The organism is Streptomyces sp. NPDC029674 (genome assembly GCF_044903205.1).
Classification (GTDB): Bacteria; Actinomycetota; Actinomycetes; order Streptomycetales; family Streptomycetaceae; genus Streptomyces.
In genome coordinates this window covers 69,822-88,656 of sequence record NZ_JBJDPY010000017.1, presented here as the reverse complement: position 1 = coordinate 88,656, position 18,835 = coordinate 69,822, and the positions used below count along the sequence as shown (strand labels likewise).

Sequence of the window (18,835 nt, the reverse complement as noted above, 5' to 3'; positions counted from 1 at the left end):
TCGCGGGCACGTCGGGGGTCCCGTCTCAACTGCGGCTTCCGAGCACTGCGGTTCGCGGTGCAGATAGGTGGCTCACCCGGCCGGCTCTGGCAGCGGCCGCGCGGAGCCGGACGATCTCCTCGCGCTGGGCGGCGAGCCCGGCCAGGAACTGGATGCGAAGGGTCGATTGCGAATCCCTAACGCCTGCGCGAGCTCGGCGTCTGCGTTAGCCCAAAAGGTGGCACGGGTTCGAGGTGCAACGCGGCACCCCTGAACAGCGCAGGGTTCGCATACTGTCCCTCCCCCCAGTCGGCCCGGTGGGTGAGCCGCATGGGCTCCGCGCAGCAAGCGTAGTGAGGTCGGACAGGTAGGGCACGTGGGCGGTGGCGAATTGGGAGCGGCGCCTTGCGCTATTACGGCGTAATAGACGCTGGACGGGAGGGGCGGGGTGCCAACTGCGCGGCTATTACGGCGTAATAGCCGCGCAGTTGCGGAGGAACCGACACCATCAGCTTGGTCTAGCTAGCGCGTCGATGTCGGAAATGATCTCGCGCGTTAGTAAGGTGTCTTCCATGAGTTCTCCAGCCACCTCCAGCGACCGCGAGAAGGTCGTCTCCAAACTGCCGGGATGGCTCCGGCAGAACCTCAAAGTCAGAGCGGCCCAGCACCGCGTTGAGATCCAGGTCGCCGTGGAACAGGGCATCCAGGCCTGGACCCGCCTCGCCTCCAACCCCGCCCCCATCGACACCTCCGGTGCCGACTCCTTCTCCACCTTCCTGCCGGAAGGACAGTGGGACGCCTTCCGGGACACCGCCGCCGAGCGCGGTGTCTCACTCATCCAGGGCCTCGCCCAGTCCGTTCAGCTGTGGCTCGACACCAACCCCGCCCCCCACATCGAACGCCCAGAGGTCACCCAGCGCATCGTCGTCTGCAACCAGAAGGGCGGTGTAGGGAAGACAGCCATCACCGCCGGCACCGGGGAGGCCCTCGCCGAAGACTCCAACACTCTCTATCCCGTCCGCGTCGCCAAGCAGCTCACCAAGGCCCTCCGCGCCAGCAGCGGTGAGACCGCAGACAGCTCCGACGAGGACCCACTGGACATCGAGAACCTGCCCGGACCCGGACTCCGCGTCCTCCTGGTCGACTTCGACCCCCAGTGCCACCTCACCAACCAGCTCGGCGCCACTCCCCTGCCCATGAACGGTGACAGCCTCACTAACCACATGGCCGGAGACCCCAAGGGCGACCTGCGCGACCTCATCGTGTCCATCGAGGAAGAGTCCTTCGACGGACGCCTGCACCTGCTGCCCGCCTGCACCGACGCCTTCCTCCTCGACGTGAGGCTGTCCGCCGTACGAGCCCGCGAGGCCGCCCTGGAACGGGCCCTGGCCCCGCTGGAAAGCGACTACGACGTCATCCTGATCGACTGCCCGCCCAGCCTCGGGCTGAGCATGGACGCCGCCGCCTACTACGGCCGCCGCCGCGACGGCGAACGCCCCGGCCGCTCGGGAGTGCTCATCGTCGTCCAGGCCGAGGACAGCTCTGCCGACGCCTACGGCCTGCTCACCGCACAGATCGACGACCTGGCCAACGACCTTGCCCTGGACATCGACTACCTCGGCATCGCGGTCAACCTCTACGACGGGCGACGCGGATACATCGCCACCTCCTCCCTCCAGGGATGGGTCGACATTAAGGACCCGCGGGTCGTTGGACTCATCGGAGACCTGAAGGAACAGAAGGAGGCCGTGCGGATGAAGCGGCCCCTGCTGACATACGCACCCAGATCGCAGCAGGCCATCGGCATGCGCGCACTGGCCCGGGAGATCGCATGAGTAAGGCAGACCAGCTCGGAGCGGGCCGCTTCGGCAGCACCGGCATCAGCAGCCGTCGGGCAGCCATCGGCGCCGCAACCGGCGTGCCGACCGAAGGTGTCGCACCGCCCACGAAGCTCCCCGTGGGCCGCATCAGCCTGAACCCCGACAACCCGAGGACCAGCCTCGGAGATCTGTCCGAGCTCGGCGGCAGTCTGAAAGAGCACGGCCAGAAGCAGGCCATCACGGTCATGAACCGCGACGCCTACGTGAAAGCCAACCCCGAGCGCGAGGAGGAGCTGGAGCCCGACACGACACACGTCGTCGTCGACGGCAGCAGCCGGCTGGCGGCCGCCAGGGAAGCAGGGCTCACCCATCTGAAGGTCATGGTCGACGACGACCAGGGCGCCGACGCAGACGAGATCCTCGAGTCGGCCCTCGTCGCGAACGTTCACCGCCAAGCCCTCGAGCCACTGGATGAGGCCCACGCACTGCAACGGCTGCTCGCGATCCACGGCACACAGACCGCCCTGGCCAAGCGCCTGCACAAATCCCAGGGGTGGGTGTCCCAGCGCCTGGCCCTGCTCAACCTGACGCCCGAGCTGCAGCAACGCATCGGCCAGGAACCTGTCGACCTCTTGCGCGCTGTGGGCAACAAGCCGGCCGACCAGCAGGCAGCCGCCCTGGATGAGCTGAAACAGCAGCAGGCCCGTCAGCAGGCAGAGAAGGCGGCACGGAGGAAGAAGACCAGGCAGAAGCCGAGCCCGCCCGGTGAAGCCGACAACCAGCCTGCTGCCAGCAGCCCTCATTACGACGTAATAGGGGAGTCAGACGACGGGGGGAAAGCTGGCCAGGCGGTGGGGCCGAAGGCTGCCGAGGCTGTACCCGAACCCCGCACGGGCAGCACCGTTGAGACCACAGAGTCAGCCGACGAGGAAGCCGGTCCGCCGCCGCGGCTCCCCTACGACAACGGGTACTTCATCGCCCAACACCTGATCCGCAAGATGCCCGACGACGAGTTGGACAAGATGCTGGCCCTGTTGAACAAACACCAGCAGCAGCGGAACGCCGCAAGCACCAACGCCTAGCAACACGGACCAGACGGCCCGTTCCCTCCACCGATGATGAGGGGAACGGGCCGTCTCTCGTGGTCCAAGCGGAGATCTCAACTTGTCGTGCACCCGAGCCAGGTAGTGAGCCCTGCCGCAACGACCTGCGGGCCCGAGGGCCGCCTACACCTGCTTCCCTGGGTATGGCGCGCATTACGACGTAATACCTGGACAAGGCGGAGTCGTTCCGGACGCCTGACTATTACGACGTAATACGGCCGGGGGCCTTCCCACCCGTAGACGGCCGGTATCCGAGGGGTCAGGTGCCGGGATGAGTGGGGCTGCGCCATGGTGCTGCCCCTGGCGAGAGCGGCGCTTCGAACTCCTAACGAAACATCTGTGCGCACGCGAGCTGACGGTCCGCGAACCCTGGCACAAGACCGGCACCTCCCGCCGCCTGCCCTACGCCTGCCCTACGCGCGGACCGAGGAACGGACCGCGCTCCTGGTCGACCAGCGCCACTTTAAGGTCCACGCGCTACGCACCTTGGGGGGAGCGACCCTCGGCGGCCTCTGCCCCTGTATCCCGAACACACCTCTCGTGCACGTCGTGTTACTGCCGCTGGGCGGTCGATGACGAGACGAGCCTGAGCCTGGGTGAGTGTCAACCGGCGTCGGTAGTCCGGTTCTTTGGAGCTGTCGTGTCTCGGAGACCGGGTGGATCGTTGGTGCGATGGCGCACACGACCTATCGGTGAGAGGCAGTCATGCAGGCACCTTGGACACATCGAAGTGGCGGGGGCTGGCGGGGCGGCTCGGCGGTATTGCCGGGAGTGTGGTGATTCGCTGCCGGTGGCGATGGCGGCGTCCGCGGCAGACCCGGGGCGGGTGGCCCCGGTTCAAAGCCGGGCGACTGGTCAGCGCCAGCGGTTGTTGCTGGTGTGGTCGCCGTTGAGCCAGCGGGAGAGGTCCTCGTGTGCTGTGGCTCGCCGCTCGGCGTCGATCTTTTCCACCTCGGGGTGGTCGACAGCGAACTCCAGTATCAGCCCGTTGGGATCCGTGATGTACAGCGAGACGCAGTACCCGTGGTCGACCACATGGGCGTTCGTCTGGGCATCGCCGGCTGCGGTGACGCGCTCGCGCATGGCTTCCTGGGCCTTCGCCTCGACCTTGAAAGCGATGTGGCGCACGGGGGTGGAATTGATGTCGGTCTTGAACTCCTCCTGGTCCTTGGGGTTCGCGAACTGGAAGAAGGCGAGCGCACTGTCGTCGGCCAGGCCGTAGAGGGTGTGGCTGTAGACGCGCTCGGTTCCGAACAGCACCTCGCGCTCGGTCCACGTGGCGACCAGGGGTAGGCCGATCACATCCTCGTAAAAGCGCCGGTTGGCTTCCTGGTCGTCAGTGATCCAGGCGTGGTGGTGGAGGCGGAGCGGCAAGTTCTCGCTCATGTCAAGTCATCTCCCGTGATGGCTTGGGGTGTTGGGCTGGTGACCTGGGTGGTCGCCGGCCTAGTGGTCAGCTTGCCGCTCAATCCAGTTGAACGCTAAATCAATTCCAGCCGTTGTGCGCGCACCGGTGAGCGGGTAGCCCGTCGGCCAGCCAACGGGGGCTGGCATCGGGCGGTCGGTTTGCGCCGGGTGGCGCGGATACATCGCGACCCCCTCCCTCCAGGGATGGGGCGACATCAAGTACCTGCGGCTCGTCGGACTCATCGGAGACCTGAAGGAACAGAAAGAGGCCGTTCGGATGAAGTGGCCCCTGCTGACATACGCACCCAGATCGCAGCAGGCCATCGGCATGCGTGCAATGGCCCGGGAGATCGCATGAGCCAGGCAGACCAGCTCGGGCGGGAGGCTTCGGCACCATCGGCATCAGCAGCCGACGAGCAGCCATCGGCGCCGCAACCGGCGTGCCGACGCCGCTCGACGAGGTCCACACACTGCAACGACTGCTCGCGATCCACGGCACACAGACCGCCCTGGCCAAGCGCCTGCACAAATCGCAGGGGTGGGTGTCCCAGCGCCTGGCGCTGCTGAACCTGACGCCTCAGCTGAAGGAACGCATCAGCCAGGAACCTTTCGACCTGCTGCGCGCTGTGGGCAACAAGCCGGCTGACCAGCAGGCAGCCGCCCTAGTCGAGCTAAAGCAGCAGCAGGCCCTTCAGCAGGCGGAGAAGGCGGCACGGAGGAAGAGAGTTGGCGGAAGCCGAGCCCGCCCGGTGAAGCTGCCAACCAGCCCGCTGCTACCAACCTTTATTACGACGTAATAGGGGAGTCAGACGACGGGGGACCAGCTGACCCTGCGGTGGGACCCACGGCTGGCGAGGGTGTGCCCGCCCCCGGCCCGGGCAGCACCGTTGAGGCCGCAGAGTCAGCCGACGAGGAAGCCGGCGTACCGCCCCGGCTCCCATACGACAACGGGTACTCCATCGCCCAGCACTTGATCCGCAAGATGTCCGACGACGAGTTGGACACGATGCTAACCCTGCTGAACAAACACCAGCAGCAGCGGAACGCCGTAAGCACCGACGTCTAGAACATGGACCAGATGGCCTGTTCCCTCCACCGATGATGAGGGGAACGGGCCGTCGCTCGTAGTCAGAGCGGAGCGCCCCAGTTTTCCAGCCATCTATACCTGGGCGGGGCTGGCCTGAGCGGAGTGCCCGGCTTCAGGTGAGGGAGCGCTCGAAGCCTGCCGTTGGGCGCGACCCGCACGGCCCCGCTCGACCCCGCCGTCGAGGCCAGCTCACGTCCACCGGGCCGGCACCGGACGGCAGCGACAGTGCGTGATCGATGCTCTGGTCGAGGCTGCGAAGGACAGTCGTGCGACCCGCGAAGTAGGCAGAGCCGCCCGAGACCAGATGCGGCAGGCTCCAGGTCGCGGAATACGAGCCCGAGCCATCGAAGGTGGCCCTCCACCGCACCGGCCATGGCAAGCACCCGTCTCCTGACGGGCGACGATTCCTCGTCGAGCTCGGGGCCAGCCGCCGCCAGTTCCGCCGCACCAGGCGTGGCTGCATGCCCCCTGTACCGGAAAAACAGTGGGCGGCCTGTCAGTGGCGGCCGCTACCGTCGGTGAGTTGCAGGGCCGACTGCGCGGGCAGGGTTCGCCTGTCACGTCATCACATCGAGATGGGAGATCAAGTGGGCAATACCAAACGGGAGTTAGAGCACCAGTACGGTGAGCTGCAGAAGCGGCTGCAGAATCATTACGCCCGGCTGGAGGACCTCTCCGCCGGTGACGACGGTTTCGCCGCGCAGTACCAGGAGCTGGTGACCAGCGGCAACAAGCTTCTGGAGTTCGAGCGGACGCTGCCCGCCCGCCTCGCCGAACCGGACCGGCAGCTCTCCGAGCGCATTGTGCACTGGTCCTGGCGCGGTCAAGGCGTGCTCGCCCTGACTCTGATCGTGCTCGTCTTCGTGCTGGATCACAGTGGGTGGTGGTTGCTTCTGCTGCTTCCGCACCTCATGGCTGTCCTGGCCGGATCCTTTCAGACGGTTGCGGTCGTGGACCATCTGCGCCGCCGCAAGGTGTGCATCGGTGTGCACCTGGCAGGTGTGCTGGTCGCCCTCATCAGCCTGAGCGTGATCTCTACCTGGTTCCTCGTGCTTCTCGTCCTCGTGTGGATCGTCACCGCGGTGGCACTGAGCGAGGGTCCCTCATCAAGCGGAAAGGGCCGACAGACGTGAGCTACGACCACTACGGCCCCAAGATCCGCAACCTCGACGACCAGGTCGGCGACCTCGAAAGTACCGTCAGCGACCTGGAAAGCGACCTCAGGTCCTTGAAATCGAAGTTCGGATACACCGATGACCTCGACTACGAACTGACCCGCGTCCGCGACGACATCAGCACCGTGGAGAGCGACCTAGGAGACCTCGACACCGAGGTGCGCAGCCACATCAAGGACACCGAGAAAACCCTCCGACAACTGGCCGGGCGCCTCCAGCTGTTAGAGGCCCACATGCGCATCGCCGACGGCGCACCGCAGGCCGACCTCGATACCGCCACCGCTGAACAGCGCGCACTGGCCCGCACCGCCCTGCAAGGCCGCCAGGCCCGCACCGCCTTGCTCACCGAGCGCCGGCGCCTCCACTATCGCACTCATATCACGCACTACAGCCAGGCCGTCTCCGAACGGGATCAGCAGCGCAGCATCGCGATCAAGGCCGCCGGGATCCTCGCCTCCACTGCCCGCACCACCCGCGCGCATGACCAAGCCGCCTTAGACTTCAGCACGGCCGTCGCTGCCGCCGAACGCAGCGCTCAGCGGCTGAGCACGCTGGCCTCCCAGGCCAGTACGGCCCGGGCCGCCCTGGATGCGGACGCAGCCCAGCAGGATGCGGCCGCGGACACCATCGCCGCCGGCGCACGGGCCGAACAGGAACTCGCGATGGCCCTGCGCAGTCGCCTGGCGAAGGCGGTGCGTGATCGTGCCCTGATGCCGATGTGGTTTGTGACCGTGCTCGGCCCGGTGCCGCCCACCCACGAGACGCAGGAGTGGATGGAGCTCGCCGTTCAGGTCATGGCCTACCGGCTCACCTTCCAGATCACCGACGACGTGGTGGCACTGGGCCCGAACCCTTTCGGCGACGACTCTCCAGTGCGCGCCGACTGGCACCGGGAGCTGACCGAGGCCCTGCACCATCGGTAGCCCGCACCCATTGCCACACCGAGGCCGCAGCCCCGGGGAGCAGGCACCACCTCGTCCCCGGGGCCCGGACCAGCTATGCGGTCTGCTGGCTGCTCCGGGGCTACGGCTGTCTGGCTGCCGGAGGTAGCTGGGGTGCGGGTGAGGTCGGCACACAGATGTATTCCACCAGGACGAAGCGGCCGTGGACGGATCGGGCGGCTCTACCACGGGGCCGGGAGGGCAGGGGGTCGGAGTCTTGCTCTGCAGGAGGGGATGCATTGGAGTGCAGGGTGCCGGGGGCGGTCAGGGCGCGGATGCGGGCGACGAACTCCGGTGCAGGCACGGCGAGCTCCACGTCCGTCGTCGGCGTACTTGATGGCGGAGACGACGTAGTCCATGACCGCGGCGAGCATGGGCTGCCGGGTCCTCAGGCGGAGGCTGGGCCGCAGTCTGCTGAGAATTCGCAAGGTGGTGGGAAAACTCGCCAGCCGGTGAATGTCGGGATCCGGTCGGGCTCGAAAGGCAGGTGTTCGTCGGGGTCGGTGGCGCCAGGGGTCTGGTCCATCCACCAGGCGGCGGCGGTGTCTTCGCCCAGGGACTGGTGCTGCAGGGCCAGGCAGTAGGCGGCGATGTGGTCGTCGGCGCCTGCGGCGAACTGCCACCAGAAGCGGGCGGCGTCGGGGACGTTGCCGAGCTGGAGGATGCAGCCCAGCACGCGGACGGCGTCGGGTTCAGGCGGCACGGAATGGGTGAGGAAGTCTCGAGTGAGGGCTTCGAGGCGGCCCGGGTGAGGACGGTCTCGCGCAGGGTGCGCAGATCGCAGGCGGCGTCCCGTGCCCGTTTGTCGCGCCCGTGCCGGCGGATGGGGGAGTGGGTCCAAGGGGACGAGGCACGGGCTGCAGATGGGGCGGGGGAGCGGGGAAGGTGGCGTCGATGCGGCGGGCTCTGGCGAGAAGGTGATCAATGGGTGCGGTCACTGTTATCCCTCCGACGCTCTGTCTGCGCCGGGCGGGAGCGCGCGAGGGTGGGTGGTGACCGGGGGAGGGCGCCCCTTGGGGCCGGTCGCATCCTGGTGGTCGGGCCCCGGTGAGGCGGTGGTCGCCATGACCGAGGTGAAAGACCGGTCGAAAACGTCACCCGGCAGCGATGTGCGCACAGTCCTCCAGCGGCGTACCGGGCTCCACCGGCACATGCGGCCGCGCCCCGGGAGTGGCCACGGTCCGTCTCACGGTTGCTACCACTCCATCGACCAACGTATCGTTATTCAATAACATCGATAAACGATACGGGGGCTGTCATGGCTAAGGTGCGCAATCCGCTGGAACCGATGTCCACGGCCGTCAGGGCCGTCGTAACACTGGTCGCGGTCCTGATGGGAGCCGGGCTGCTCGGCCTGCTGTTCTCCGACGGAGTGCACGTCCTCGGCATCGGCGACACGTCGGTTTGCGCCGAGGACTCGACCATGTCGGTCGGTGTCGGCGAGGGGCCGGACCTGGGAGTCGAACCCGCACCGGGGGCCAAGGTAGACCTGAGCGCCCATCCGAACTACTGCACCACGGCCCCCAGTACGACCCAGAGCCTGCTCAACACAACCACGCAGCTTGTTCCCTTCGTCTTCAGCACCGGAGCGCTCCTGCTCGTCCTCCAGCTGATCCGAAGCGCAGAGCGCGAGGGGCTCTACACCGCGCGGACCGCAGGGCGGCTGCGCAAGCTGGGCTGGTGGCTGCTGGCCGGCAGTACGCTCGCCGCGATCGCCGTGTCCACGGCCGAGAGGGCACTCATCGCTTCCTTGAGCCGCGACAGTGACGTCAGCGCCCTCTCGGGGCTGTTGACGTGGGACATTCCCTACATGGCTATCTTCACCGGCCTCGGTGTCCTGTCCTTCGCCCGGGTCATGCGTGTCGGCATCACCATGCGCGAAGACCTCGACGGAACCGTCTGATGTCCGAGGAGAAGCAGGAGCACTCGATCGAGGTCCACCTCGACCGGCTGCTCCAGGAGCGCGGGATGACCTTGGCGGAACTCGCCGAACGGGTCGGCGTCACCCACGTGAATCTGTCGATCCTCAAGAACGGCCGGGCCAGGGCCATGCGGTTCACCACCCTGACCCGTCTGTGCGAGGTACTGGAGTGCCAGCCGGGTGACCTTCTCAGCCACCGCCCGCGCTGACTAGGTGTTCTGGGGCCTCCACGGTGGTGATCCCGGGCCTCTTGTCGGCGCCTACGCCGGACCGCTGTACCGGAGACCGGTGGCGCCTGGGCCAAGACGGGGGACGCCCGTGATCATCGGCCTTCCCGGCATAGATGCATATCTACGGAGGTATCGCCGTTCGGTGTCTCCGTTGCAGCAACGCGGTCGCAGAACGGCTACTGCTGCCCCACGAGCATCACATGGGCCCTGGCCTGTGCTGTCGAGGAAGAGAAACACCTACTCAGAGGGCGTTTTGCCACCTTTTGCGGGTGCCTGCGATGAATTCTGGTTAGTGATAGGTGAGTTGAGTGTGGCGCGTGTCGTTCGCGTGGCAGATGAGGCCGAGATCCGGTTGTTGCGCGCCGCCTGCTCCTGTTTCGTCGCAAAGTGCGCCGGTTGGGTTCGAATGCCCCTGCCCGGCCGGCCTACGCCCTGACCGGTGGCCCGGTCCTCGGCTACCCCGGAGGCATGAGCGAGCGTCGTTGCTATCCCAGTGATCTGTCAGATGCCCGCTGGGCTCTGGTCGAACCGCTGCTGACCAGCTGGCGGGAGGAGATCGTTCGCTGCGGCCTCAACATCGGCCATCCGCCCCGCCATGACCTGCGCGACCTCCTGGACGCGGTGCTCTTCGTGGCCCGCACCGGCATCCCGTGGCGCTACCTTCCGCACGACTATCCGCACTGGAACACGGTCTACCAGTACGTCGCCCGCTCGGAGAGGGACGGCATCTTCGAGCAGCTCAATGCCCTGCTGCGGCGCCGCGTCCGCGAGGACGAGGGCCGCACGCCGGAGCCGACCGCGATGATGATCGACGCCCAGAGCATCAAGACCTCCGCCAACGTCCCCACCGCCGGCCAAGGGGCCGACGCCGGCAAGAAGATCGTGGGCCGGAAGCGGAGCGTCGTGATCGACACGACCGGGCTGCTGCTGGCCGTCCTGGTCACCGCCGCGAGCATCCAGGACTCCACCGCCGGCGAAACCCTGCTCAACCGGATCGCCACCGCCTACCCCACCATCCGCAAAGGTCGGGCCGACCGCGGCTATCGCGAGTACCTCGTCGACCACGCCGCCCGCCTCGGCATCGATCTCGAAATCGCCCGCCGCACCCCTGGCAGCGCTCGCGGCTTCACCGTGCAACCGCGCAGATGGTGCGTGGAGCGAACACTGGGGTGGTTGATGCTGAACCGCCGCCTGACCCGCGACTACGAAGCCCTCCCGGCCCGCTCCACCGCCATGATCTACATCGCCATGATTGCCCTCATGGCACGACGCCTCACCAGAGAATCCACCCCAACCTGGCAAGGACTCTGAAACCTCACCAATACTGCAGTTCGGGACGGAACATTGGGAGAAAACGCCCTCTCAGCCGGACACGTTGACCTCATGCTCGACAGCCCAGGACCAGTACTCGGCCACCGTCCGGCCCGCGGCCTTCCCGTCTGGGGCGCCGGACCGGATCGGAGCGCTGAGGCTGGTGAAGGACGTCGGACTGGTCTCCAGCAGCACGGCGTGTGTGCGTTGGTCCGGCACACGGCCCGTCGCGAAGACATAGGAGGTGCCCCGCGAAAGCGACGGGGCCCCCTGCTCGCTACTGACGATGACCGTGCCGTGCAGATCGCCCTTGAACCTCCGCTCGACCCGAACCTCGTAGAGGACGGAGAGGATGCCGACGATGTCGCGCTGCCCGGCATGGTTCACGACCGTACCGGCGAACACGTCGTCGGCGGTTCCGGCGACCTGCCTGGCGTCGCGCACGTCGTACAGCGTCACCGCCTCGCCCGCACTCATCGTCTCCGCCACATCCGTCGTGCGGTAGACGCCCCAGGAGGCGCCGGCCACGACGGCCGCTCCGGCCGCGGCGAGCGCGAGGCGACACTGAAGGGAGTTCATGGATCTGCCTTTCAGCCCCACAACGCGCGGTAGTTCCTACGGTCCCGCGCAGTGGGGGCGCCGTTGGAGGGCATGTCGAACGTATTCGGAGCCATCAGAGAGCGGTAGCGCGTTGGATTCTTGTGACAGAACCCCAGAGCGTGTCCAAGCTCGTGCGCGGCGATCATGCGACGGGACTTGCGGTCCCCGTACCGCTTCCCCGGCCCGAGGTACGCCTTGTTGAGCTTCAGGAGGTCGGTGCCGCGCATCCCCTTCCAGCGGCCCAAAACGCCCTTCCACGGCGGACGGGTCGTGGTCACGTCCGACCATTCCAGGTCAGCGATCCGGCTGGCGTCATCCGCAGGGAACTTCACCCGATCGAGGCCCCGTTGCGACCACATCCGATGGGCGTGACGGCGTGCGTCGTCAAACACCGACTCGTCCTCCCACGAGATCTCGCCGCTATCCACGGAGGAACGTCCCCGTGAGTCCTTCTGACCGTTCATGCACGTTGCCGGGGCCGCCAGGGCCGCTGAGGCAGGCACAGTGACCAAGGACAGGGTAAGCAGCGTCGCCATCACCAGCGCACTGCTCGGCTTCAGCAGCTTCCGCAGGTTGTGAACGAGGTTCCCCGCGCGGCCCGGTGGGGTGCGGCGCGTGGCAACGAGGCAGGGATGAGGACGCACGGGTCTCCGTTCGCGAAGAGGCGGGCTGAGAGGAGCCTTCGTAGCGTGCCCGGCAGTCATGGCCGATGCGGTGAGGCAAGCGCTTCCTCACCCGGATGAGGTGCAGACCCCGCTGGCCATCGGGACATCGCCGGTCAGTGGTGGCCGTTGTCCTGGTCTTCGTCGTAGGTGACGCCGTCGATTGGGGCGAGTGTCAGGCTCGCCCTGACCTTTGCAGCTGTCAGGGTTAGCCTGACAGCATGTCTGAGACTCCCGCAGCACCCAAAGGCGCCGACGACCCAGAACGCACTTTTCCGCTCGCGCCGCTCGACGAGGCCGTCCTCGTCGCCGCCCACACCCGCTACGAGATCGTCAACGCTGTCGTCGATGACCTGCCGCGCTCCGGACGCGAGGACGCCAGCGTCCTCGCCGACGCCCTGTACGTCCAGTCCCTGGCCGACCGGCTGGTCCGGGAGGCGGTCGTCGTCGAGTGCGAGCGTGGCGCCAGCTGGGCCGCCATCGGCCAGATGACCGGCGTATCCCGTCAATCCGCCCATGAACGCTGGTCACCCGTCATAGAAGGCTGGGCCCTGACGGGCCGCCAGCGCACCGGCATCGGATCGGGCACTCCCTCCGCCGAACTCGCGGCGAACCTGGACGCCTGGTTCGCTGAACTCGACCACCAGGGCCGCACCGACGCGATCACCGCCACCCTGCCCTCCTACGCCGACTCATCCGCCCGCACCGCCGCGCAGGAAAAGCGCGAGCAGGCCGCCCAACTCCGCGACCGGCAACAAGCCCTGCAGCAGGCCGCCGACCAGGCCTGCCAGGCGAGCATGGCGGCCACCGGCACCGCCGGCGCCGACCACAACCGCACCGCATGGGCTACCGCCCTGCTCGCCCGCGCCGGCACCTACGACCAACTCGCCGCCGCCGAAGCCCCCCTGGGGCGCGAGCACAAGCGCACCGCCGGACGCCACCGCTCCCTCGCCCACGACCTCCTCAGCGGAAAGCCGGTCCCGGCCACTGCCCCCACGACGGAGACCGGCACATGAGCAGCCGCAGCAGGCAGGCCCACTACGACACCGGCGCTACCTAGGGTGGGTCCGTGGTGGGGGCGTTGGTCTGTTCGTGGTGCATCGTCATGAGCGCGCCGCCCGCTCGACAGGCTCGTCGGGGTCGTCGGACTGGACACCGTCGAACTCGGCATCGTCCCGTTCAGCGCTTCGCTGAAGATCCGGCCGGGCAATAGTTTCTGGATCTACGACGAACGCCTCGTGGTCATCGAGGACTGGCACGCGGAGCTATGGATCGACGACGCCGACAGCATCGCCACCTACCTGCGCACCTGGAACACCCTGCGCGAGTCCGCCGTCTACGGCACCGACGCGCACAGCATCATCAACGCCGCGCGGCGAGCGCTCACTTCACGGTGAGGCGGCCCGGCGGACTGGTGACCACTTGTTAGAGGCGGCTGCGCGCCGTAGTGGAGCGACGCACCGATGCGTGGAACTCCAAGGGCCTGTACATCACCTGCGCCCGGGGGCACAACTGCAAAGGACGGTTGTGCCTCTGCCGGCGTTCAGCTTGCGTTTCAACCCCTGTCTCGATCAGCCTTTTTGGCTGGTCGAAGCAGACAAGAGAGCTCGCACGGAGCTGAGTGCCAGCTCTCAATCTTCATGCGACACACCGAGGTCGTGGCGCATAGCGGTTCTCATAGTTCGGAGCATCTCCCAGACCTCGTACTGGGCCTGGGCCGCGGTCTCCATCGTTTCGCCTGGTTCGGGGGCACCGCGTTCGAGGCGCTTGACCTGGCCGTAGACCTTGTTCAGGGCCTGGTTGACGACACTCGCTCGCCTGAGTACTTCTTCGGGGGCGATCATCTGTGCTTCGGAGTATCGATCGCGGTGCGCGTTCTTCGCTTCCTCGAGTGCGTCGCTGTCGGCCTCCTCCACGCCGCGTCCCCTCATGACGTGCAGGTGGCGGTTGAGAGCGGTAGTGAACTGCCGCGCATCCCGGTTGAGTTCCACATAGCAGGTGCGTCGCAGCGAACGGGCCTCGCGAACCTCCTCATGGTCTCGAACGAGCTCTATCTCCAGGCGCTTCGCTCGTTCGGAGCCGCGCTGGGTGAGTAGCGCCCCTCCCAGGGTTCCTGCGACGCCTGCGACAGCGATGATCACTGAGCTGAGATCCACCGACGTACCCCGTGAAATTCTTCGGCCTCGTGCCCGCTGCACATGGCCCCAGGCCGTCAAGTTTGCCGCTCCTCGGTGCGCCGGGGTTTGGTGCCCTTCTTGTGGTGGGCGGGGCGGCTGTATGCCTGTTCCTCATGTTCCGCGGGCCGATGGAGCGGAGCGAAAGGTACCCCCATGCCGGACACCCGGATCAGCAGCCGCACCCGGGCCTACGCCCTCTACACCGGTGCTCCCCGCCAGCTCGCGTGCGACGTCGTCGCTGGCCTACCCCGCCGCGCACCTCTCATCCCAGCCCCCGCCCGCCAGGCGCAACTCCTGCTCGAGTCCGAGGCGTTCTACCGGATTCTCAGTTACCAGCGGAACTTCTTCGAATTCCCCTTCGGGATCCGGTACGTACAGCCCACCGCGGAGGGAATCCGGCTCGACCTGGAGAGCGCGGCGAGCGTCGACGGCGTGCTGGCCGCCCTGTTGCCCGGCCGGGTGCAGGCGGGCACCGGCCAAGATGAGATCCAGGGTCTCAACGGGGTCCGGATCACCGCACGCACCGACTGCGGCATCGAGCTCCGCCGGCTCGGACAGCCGACAAGCATCCGGTTCACCGGAGTGTTCCGACGCGCGTTCCAGAAGGCCGAGGCTGTCCTTGCCGAGCGAATCCACGACTTCGGAGGTGAGGCCAGCTGGCGTGCCGGCGACACCTGGACCGCCGACGAGCGGCGCTGGGAGGACGAGCGTCAGCCCCTGACCTACGAGTCCACCTGGCGCGAGGTGGCCTGGCTACCCAGCGGCCTGCTGCGCCGCCTCGGCCTCCTCCACACCGTCGCCGTCCCTCACGTGGTCACCGGCCACGAGGCCCGGCTGGGGGAGTGGTGGATCCTGGAACTGGACCACGCCTCCGACACCGGCCTGCGCCGCGCCGAGCTGCCTGCGCGCTGCGAAGTTGGCCTGCGCTATTCGGTTCCTGGAGTCGCCGAGCCGTCGGGTGTGGTCGATCACCCTGACCGTCGGGCTGGTCTGCGGTGGAGTGGCGTCGCCACCAGTGTCAGGAACCTGAAGGGCCTGTGCTACCAGGTGGAGGGGGGAGAGGTGCGGGTGATGACGGCAGGGAGGTGCCCGCTTTCGATGGCCTCCTGCGGCAGGGACAGTCCGAAGTGTGCGCCGATGACCGTCAGTGCCCGGCGTTGTTGTTCGTGTGTCGATAGTTCTTCGTCCATGCCCAGCATGTCGTCGATGGAGTCTTGGGGAGCGATGGCCCCGGCCTCCTCGAGGGCCGGGCGTAGCAGGTTGGGCTGGGCGCCTGCGGGGTCGTAGCCGGCGCCCAGTTCGAAGTGCAGCTGTACCTCACCGTCGGCGTGGTAGCTGAAGAAGGAGGGCGGGTCGTCGGGCCGTGGATCGAAGATCAGCACTTCGGCGCCGCGGGATACGGCCGGATCCAGGGCCCAGCCTTCGCTGCCGCCGCTTTCCACGATGAACGCCCAGTCGCCGGCTTGGCCGATGAGCCCCGCGCAGTAGGCCTGGGACATGTCAACCATGCTGGAGGCTTCCTGGAGGGTGGTGGCGGGTTTGATCTCCACGGGCTCGTGATCAGCCATGCGCTCGGCCAGCTGCTGGGGACTGAGGCCGCGGGCGCAGGTGATGTACAGGCCCTTGGAGTTCCACGCATCGGCGATCCACTCAAGACTGTCAGGCATTGCGGCATTCTCTCTTTCGGGGATGCGTGGCCGACGGGGGCACAACTGCAAGGACGGTTGTGCCCCCGCCGGCGTTCAGCAACTTACGGCTTGGGGACCGTGCAGGTCACGGTCGGCTTGGTTGCGTCGCAGTGCGCGAACTTGGGGAAGTCGACCCAGTAGGGGTCCTGGTCTAGCAGCCGGTACTTGCCCGAGAAGCCTCCGCTGAATGCTCCGCCCATCGAGGTGGAGTTGATCCAGCCGGACATGGCCGAGCGGCCGCACTTCTCCTTCCACGTAGGGGCAGCCGTGCGGACATCGTCGTACAGGTGCCATTCACCCTGCTTGACCCGGGTGGCATAGGTCTGCACGCAGTCGTTGCCCGTGTCGACCTCGTTCATGCCGCCCATGCCGGTGGGCATGCCACCGGAGTTGTAGGTGGAGGCGTAGGCGAACTCATCGCAGGACACCTTGTCGGTGGAGCTGATCGCGGTGACCTTGGTGGCGTCCGGGTTGCCGTAGGTGGCCGCCCACCCGTCCGGGCAGATCACCTTACGGTTGTCGTCCGGCTTGCGGTTGTGCGCATTCTTGTCCGCGGCAGGCAGGTAGAACAGGGGCTTCTTGGAGGCCTTGCTGCCAGGGTGGTGGGGAGCTTGGCCTGGATCAGCCAGGCGTGTGCAACGGCCGGCGGTGCCTTGTCGAAGTTCATCACCCACGTCGGAATGTACTTGCGGAACGTACAGCCCGGAGTGGCGGAGGAAATCTTGTCGCAGCGGATCTCGGCGCCCTCGGCCTCCCACCGGGATGCTGCCGGGTTCGCCACCGGAGAGTAGGCGCTGCCTCGGATACATGGAACTCGACCGGCACGGCGCCGAACTGCTCTTCCAAGTGTTGACCGAGCGCGAGGAAAAGAACAGCGTCGCCATCGCCTCCAACGAGTCCTTCGGCGGGTGGACGAAGACGTTCACCGACCCCCGGCTCTGCGCGGCCATCGTGGACCGTCTGACCTTCAACGGCACGATCATCGAGACCGGCACCGACTCCTACCGGCTCGCCTCCACCCGGGCCCGGGTCGAACAACCAGCCAAGGCCGTCTGACGGCTTTCTTTCAACCCGCCACCCTTCGCGGGTGGCGGGGCGCTGACCAGCCGGTTGTCACTGGTCGAAGGCACCGTTCTGCTCCAAGCCGCCCATGAACTGCTCGTGCACCCTCAGCTCACGCCCTCTGCCCGGGCTCGTCAGAACGATGGTCTTCGCCTCCGCGAGCGACGTCGGACCCGCCCCCAGCAGTTCACGCGTGATCACCACGGCATCAAGCACCTCGACCCGGCGCTCGCTCAGCAGCCGCTGCACGGCAGCCATTCCGTCGTTCCCTGCCAACAGCGGCCGGCACTCGTCGACGAGCGCTTCAAGCCGGGCCGTCCTCTCCGGGCTCAGCCCCCTGATCGCCATCGCGCTGTTCCTTCCCTCGCGGATCCGAACTCCTCCCCGATCATCCCGGACGCTCGAACATCAGACTGCCTTCATTTCTCGTGAACATCAGCGAGCCAGTGGATCACCAACTGCCTCCCAGACTGCTGAACAAACGCTGCCGCTTGAAGTGAACGAAGCCACCAAGGAGTGACTGACGTCCTGGACGCGGGTGCCGGGCGTCGAAGGACTGTTGATCCGGGGGAGCGGGCAGCGGTATCTGCCGGGAGCCCGCGCGCTGTACAAGCTGCGCCGTCGGGATACCACTGAGGCGGTGGTGGGCGCGATTACCGGCACCGTACGGCGGCCGCAGACGCTCGTGTTGGGCCCGCCTCGACGAGAAGGGTGGGCTCAGGCCGATCGGCCGCAGTACGCCGCTACGGCCGGAAGCGGCGCGCGACTTGGCAGAGCGGCTGACGCCCGTAGGGCCCGGTCACCCGTGGGGGGGGGCGTACGGTTCGCGGCCTCCTGGGGGTCGCGGACGCCGCTCGACGTCATGCTCGTCGAACCGGCGCTGGTCGCCGAGATCATGGTGGACACGGCGCAGGAGCGTGGATCGTGGCGACACCCGCTGCGATTCGCCCGGATCCGGGACGACCTCATGCCAGTTGCGGTGCCGCTGTTCGGCGACAGCGGCACGTGAGTAGCTTCCCTTATCGACCTGGTGACGTTGAGCGGCGGACGTGCGGATCGTGACGGTTCGCGTCGACGATCCACCCGAAGGGGGCTGTCGTTCACCTGGCGCTACATGGTGTGCCCCGACGGCTCGCTCTGCGGGCGACGGCAGCTTCAACGGCACTAGCGATGCAGTCCGCGCCGACTGCACTCCGCTGATCCCGAGGATGACGAAGGGTTGGCCCGGTCCTGCTCACGGTGTCGTGCGGGCTGCGTTGGCACGGCCGCTGCAATCACGTGTCGGTCCACGCACGGCAGGCATGGCGAGCACCTCGCCGACCGCTGTGCTCCCGCCACCTGCTGTGGCGGCGTGCGCAGAGTGATAGCGGGACCGAGTCGGAGCGCCCGGTGTCGCGCTCCACTTTCGGCACCCTTGCACCGAGAAGTGGCCTTCGGGGTGAGGGTGGGCGGATTTGGCCAAGGTGCCCTCACCCGACCGACCACGCCAAACAACGACTCCACGCTATCGAAGGCGAGTTGGACTCGCAGCCTGTCTTCTTGCCGTCCAAATCGCGCCAACTCTTGCGATTCCGGGCATCGCCGAGGCGGAATTGTGGCCTCCGTCACAGCTTGGCTCTGCAGGCCGTGATCAAGTTGATCTTGACCGCAAGGCATGGTTGGCCCCTTTCCA

Annotated in this window: 21 protein-coding genes and 3 pseudogenes; 14 read left to right on the top strand and 10 right to left on the bottom strand. The window is 67.1% G+C overall.

The annotated features are described in order from the left end of the window. Positions 1 to 551 precede the first annotated feature (551 nt). Positions 552 to 1,814 carry a ParA family protein gene (locus tag ACI2L3_RS32305; RefSeq protein ID WP_404755947.1) on the top strand — a complete coding sequence of 421 codons (1,263 nt, stop codon included), beginning with the start codon at positions 552 to 554 and terminating at the stop codon, positions 1,812 to 1,814. Further along, complete coding sequence (locus tag ACI2L3_RS32300) at positions 1,811 to 2,881, top strand: ParB/RepB/Spo0J family partition protein (RefSeq protein WP_404755946.1); 1,071 nt, start codon at positions 1,811 to 1,813, stop codon at positions 2,879 to 2,881. The genes ACI2L3_RS32305 and ACI2L3_RS32300 overlap by 4 nt, the downstream gene beginning before the upstream one ends. An 876-nt stretch (positions 2,882 to 3,757) precedes the next feature. On the opposite strand, the gene ACI2L3_RS32295 is transcribed toward ACI2L3_RS32300, so the two are convergent. Continuing rightward, on the bottom strand, positions 3,758 to 4,288 hold the full coding sequence (locus ACI2L3_RS32295) for a VOC family protein (protein WP_404755945.1): 531 nt from the start codon (positions 4,286 to 4,288) through the stop codon (positions 3,758 to 3,760). A 193-nt stretch (positions 4,289 to 4,481) separates the two neighbouring features. On the opposite strand from ACI2L3_RS32295, the pseudogene ACI2L3_RS32290 reads away from it, so the two are divergent. The 5 genes and pseudogenes from ACI2L3_RS32290 to ACI2L3_RS32270 all read left to right on the top strand — a co-directional run. Next, positions 4,482 to 4,667 (top strand): annotated as a pseudogene (locus tag ACI2L3_RS32290) (ParA family protein); the annotation flags it as partial. 82 nt (positions 4,668 to 4,749) lie between these two features. Next, complete coding sequence (locus ACI2L3_RS32285) at positions 4,750 to 5,106, top strand: hypothetical protein (RefSeq protein ID WP_404755944.1); 357 nt, start codon at positions 4,750 to 4,752, stop codon at positions 5,104 to 5,106. A 38-nt stretch (positions 5,107 to 5,144) separates the two neighbouring features. After that, positions 5,145 to 5,375, top strand: coding sequence for a hypothetical protein (locus tag ACI2L3_RS32280; protein ID WP_404755943.1), 231 nt, complete (start codon positions 5,145 to 5,147; stop codon positions 5,373 to 5,375). A gap of 608 nt (positions 5,376 to 5,983) precedes the next feature. Further along, positions 5,984 to 6,529 carry a hypothetical protein gene (locus ACI2L3_RS32275; protein WP_404755942.1) on the top strand — a complete coding sequence of 182 codons (546 nt, stop codon included), beginning with the start codon at positions 5,984 to 5,986 and terminating at the stop codon, positions 6,527 to 6,529. Then, positions 6,526 to 7,494 carry a hypothetical protein gene (locus ACI2L3_RS32270; RefSeq protein WP_404755941.1) on the top strand — a complete coding sequence of 323 codons (969 nt, stop codon included), beginning with the start codon at positions 6,526 to 6,528 and terminating at the stop codon, positions 7,492 to 7,494. Before ACI2L3_RS32275 ends, ACI2L3_RS32270 begins: the two co-directional genes overlap by 4 nt. 406 nt (positions 7,495 to 7,900) lie before the next feature. On the opposite strand, the gene ACI2L3_RS32265 is transcribed toward ACI2L3_RS32270, so the two are convergent. After that, positions 7,901 to 8,215, bottom strand: a complete 315-nt coding sequence (locus ACI2L3_RS32265; protein ID WP_404755940.1) for a hypothetical protein — start codon at positions 8,213 to 8,215, stop codon at positions 7,901 to 7,903. A 555-nt stretch (positions 8,216 to 8,770) separates the two neighbouring features. On the opposite strand from ACI2L3_RS32265, the gene ACI2L3_RS32260 reads away from it, so the two are divergent. From ACI2L3_RS32260 to ACI2L3_RS32250, 3 genes are all read left to right on the top strand, one after another. Next, positions 8,771 to 9,415 carry a DUF2975 domain-containing protein gene (locus ACI2L3_RS32260; protein ID WP_404755939.1) on the top strand — a complete coding sequence of 215 codons (645 nt, stop codon included), beginning with the start codon at positions 8,771 to 8,773 and terminating at the stop codon, positions 9,413 to 9,415. After that, positions 9,415 to 9,642, top strand: coding sequence for a helix-turn-helix domain-containing protein (locus tag ACI2L3_RS32255; RefSeq protein WP_404755938.1), 228 nt, complete (start codon positions 9,415 to 9,417; stop codon positions 9,640 to 9,642). Before ACI2L3_RS32260 ends, ACI2L3_RS32255 begins: the two co-directional genes overlap by 1 nt. A 489-nt stretch (positions 9,643 to 10,131) precedes the next feature. Next, positions 10,132 to 10,974, top strand: a complete 843-nt coding sequence (locus ACI2L3_RS32250; protein ID WP_404755937.1) for an IS5 family transposase — start codon at positions 10,132 to 10,134, stop codon at positions 10,972 to 10,974. 51 nt (positions 10,975 to 11,025) lie between these two features. Here the strand turns inward: ACI2L3_RS32250 and ACI2L3_RS32245 are convergent, their stop codons facing one another. Beyond that, the gene (locus ACI2L3_RS32245; RefSeq protein ID WP_404755936.1) at positions 11,026 to 11,553 is read right to left on the bottom strand and encodes a hypothetical protein; all 528 of its coding nucleotides are present in this window, start codon (positions 11,551 to 11,553) and stop codon (positions 11,026 to 11,028) included. Positions 11,554 to 11,564: 11 nt separating this feature from the next. Next, positions 11,565 to 12,002 (bottom strand): hypothetical protein, encoded by a 438-nt coding sequence (locus tag ACI2L3_RS32240; protein ID WP_404755935.1) that lies wholly within the window; start codon positions 12,000 to 12,002, stop codon positions 11,565 to 11,567. Positions 12,003 to 12,457: 455 nt separating this feature from the next. Between ACI2L3_RS32240 and ACI2L3_RS32235 the strand changes: the two genes are divergently transcribed. Both ACI2L3_RS32235 and ACI2L3_RS32230 read left to right on the top strand, forming a co-directional pair. Then, on the top strand, positions 12,458 to 13,252 hold the full coding sequence (locus ACI2L3_RS32235) for a hypothetical protein (protein WP_404755934.1): 795 nt from the start codon (positions 12,458 to 12,460) through the stop codon (positions 13,250 to 13,252). A gap of 105 nt (positions 13,253 to 13,357) precedes the next feature. Further along, a pseudogene (locus tag ACI2L3_RS32230) lies at positions 13,358 to 13,633 on the top strand (Scr1 family TA system antitoxin-like transcriptional regulator); the annotation flags it as partial. 234 nt (positions 13,634 to 13,867) lie between these two features. On the opposite strand, the gene ACI2L3_RS32225 reads toward ACI2L3_RS32230, so the two are convergent. The 5 genes from ACI2L3_RS32225 to ACI2L3_RS32205 all read right to left on the bottom strand — a co-directional run bounded on the left by ACI2L3_RS32225 (position 13,868) and on the right by ACI2L3_RS32205 (position 16,610). Then, complete coding sequence (locus ACI2L3_RS32225; RefSeq protein WP_404755933.1) at positions 13,868 to 14,377, bottom strand: hypothetical protein; 510 nt, start codon at positions 14,375 to 14,377, stop codon at positions 13,868 to 13,870. Between the two features lie 279 nt (positions 14,378 to 14,656). Beyond that, complete coding sequence (locus tag ACI2L3_RS32220; RefSeq protein ID WP_404755932.1) at positions 14,657 to 15,049, bottom strand: hypothetical protein; 393 nt, start codon at positions 15,047 to 15,049, stop codon at positions 14,657 to 14,659. A 117-nt stretch (positions 15,050 to 15,166) separates the two neighbouring features. Next, a complete protein-coding gene (locus ACI2L3_RS32215) occupies positions 15,167 to 15,385 on the bottom strand; it encodes a hypothetical protein (protein WP_404755931.1) in 219 nt (72 codons plus the stop codon). A 68-nt stretch (positions 15,386 to 15,453) separates the two neighbouring features. Continuing rightward, a complete protein-coding gene (locus ACI2L3_RS32210; protein WP_404755930.1) occupies positions 15,454 to 16,080 on the bottom strand; it encodes a DUF6461 domain-containing protein in 627 nt (208 codons plus the stop codon). 83 nt (positions 16,081 to 16,163) lie between these two features. Continuing rightward, positions 16,164 to 16,610 (bottom strand): hypothetical protein, encoded by a 447-nt coding sequence (locus ACI2L3_RS32205; RefSeq protein WP_404755929.1) that lies wholly within the window; start codon positions 16,608 to 16,610, stop codon positions 16,164 to 16,166. A gap of 289 nt (positions 16,611 to 16,899) precedes the next feature. Here ACI2L3_RS32205 and ACI2L3_RS32200 point away from each other — a divergent pair. Next, a pseudogene (locus ACI2L3_RS32200) lies at positions 16,900 to 17,157 on the top strand (ATP-binding protein); the annotation flags it as partial. A 57-nt stretch (positions 17,158 to 17,214) separates the two neighbouring features. Here the strand turns inward: ACI2L3_RS32200 and ACI2L3_RS32195 are convergent. Beyond that, entirely contained in the window at positions 17,215 to 17,511 is a 297-nt protein-coding gene (locus ACI2L3_RS32195) for a hypothetical protein (protein ID WP_404755928.1), read from the bottom strand. A gap of 514 nt (positions 17,512 to 18,025) precedes the next feature. On the opposite strand from ACI2L3_RS32195, the gene ACI2L3_RS32190 reads away from it, so the two are divergent. Continuing rightward, positions 18,026 to 18,172, top strand: a complete 147-nt coding sequence (locus tag ACI2L3_RS32190; RefSeq protein ID WP_404755927.1) for a hypothetical protein — start codon at positions 18,026 to 18,028, stop codon at positions 18,170 to 18,172. Positions 18,173 to 18,835: the final 663 nt, after the last annotated feature.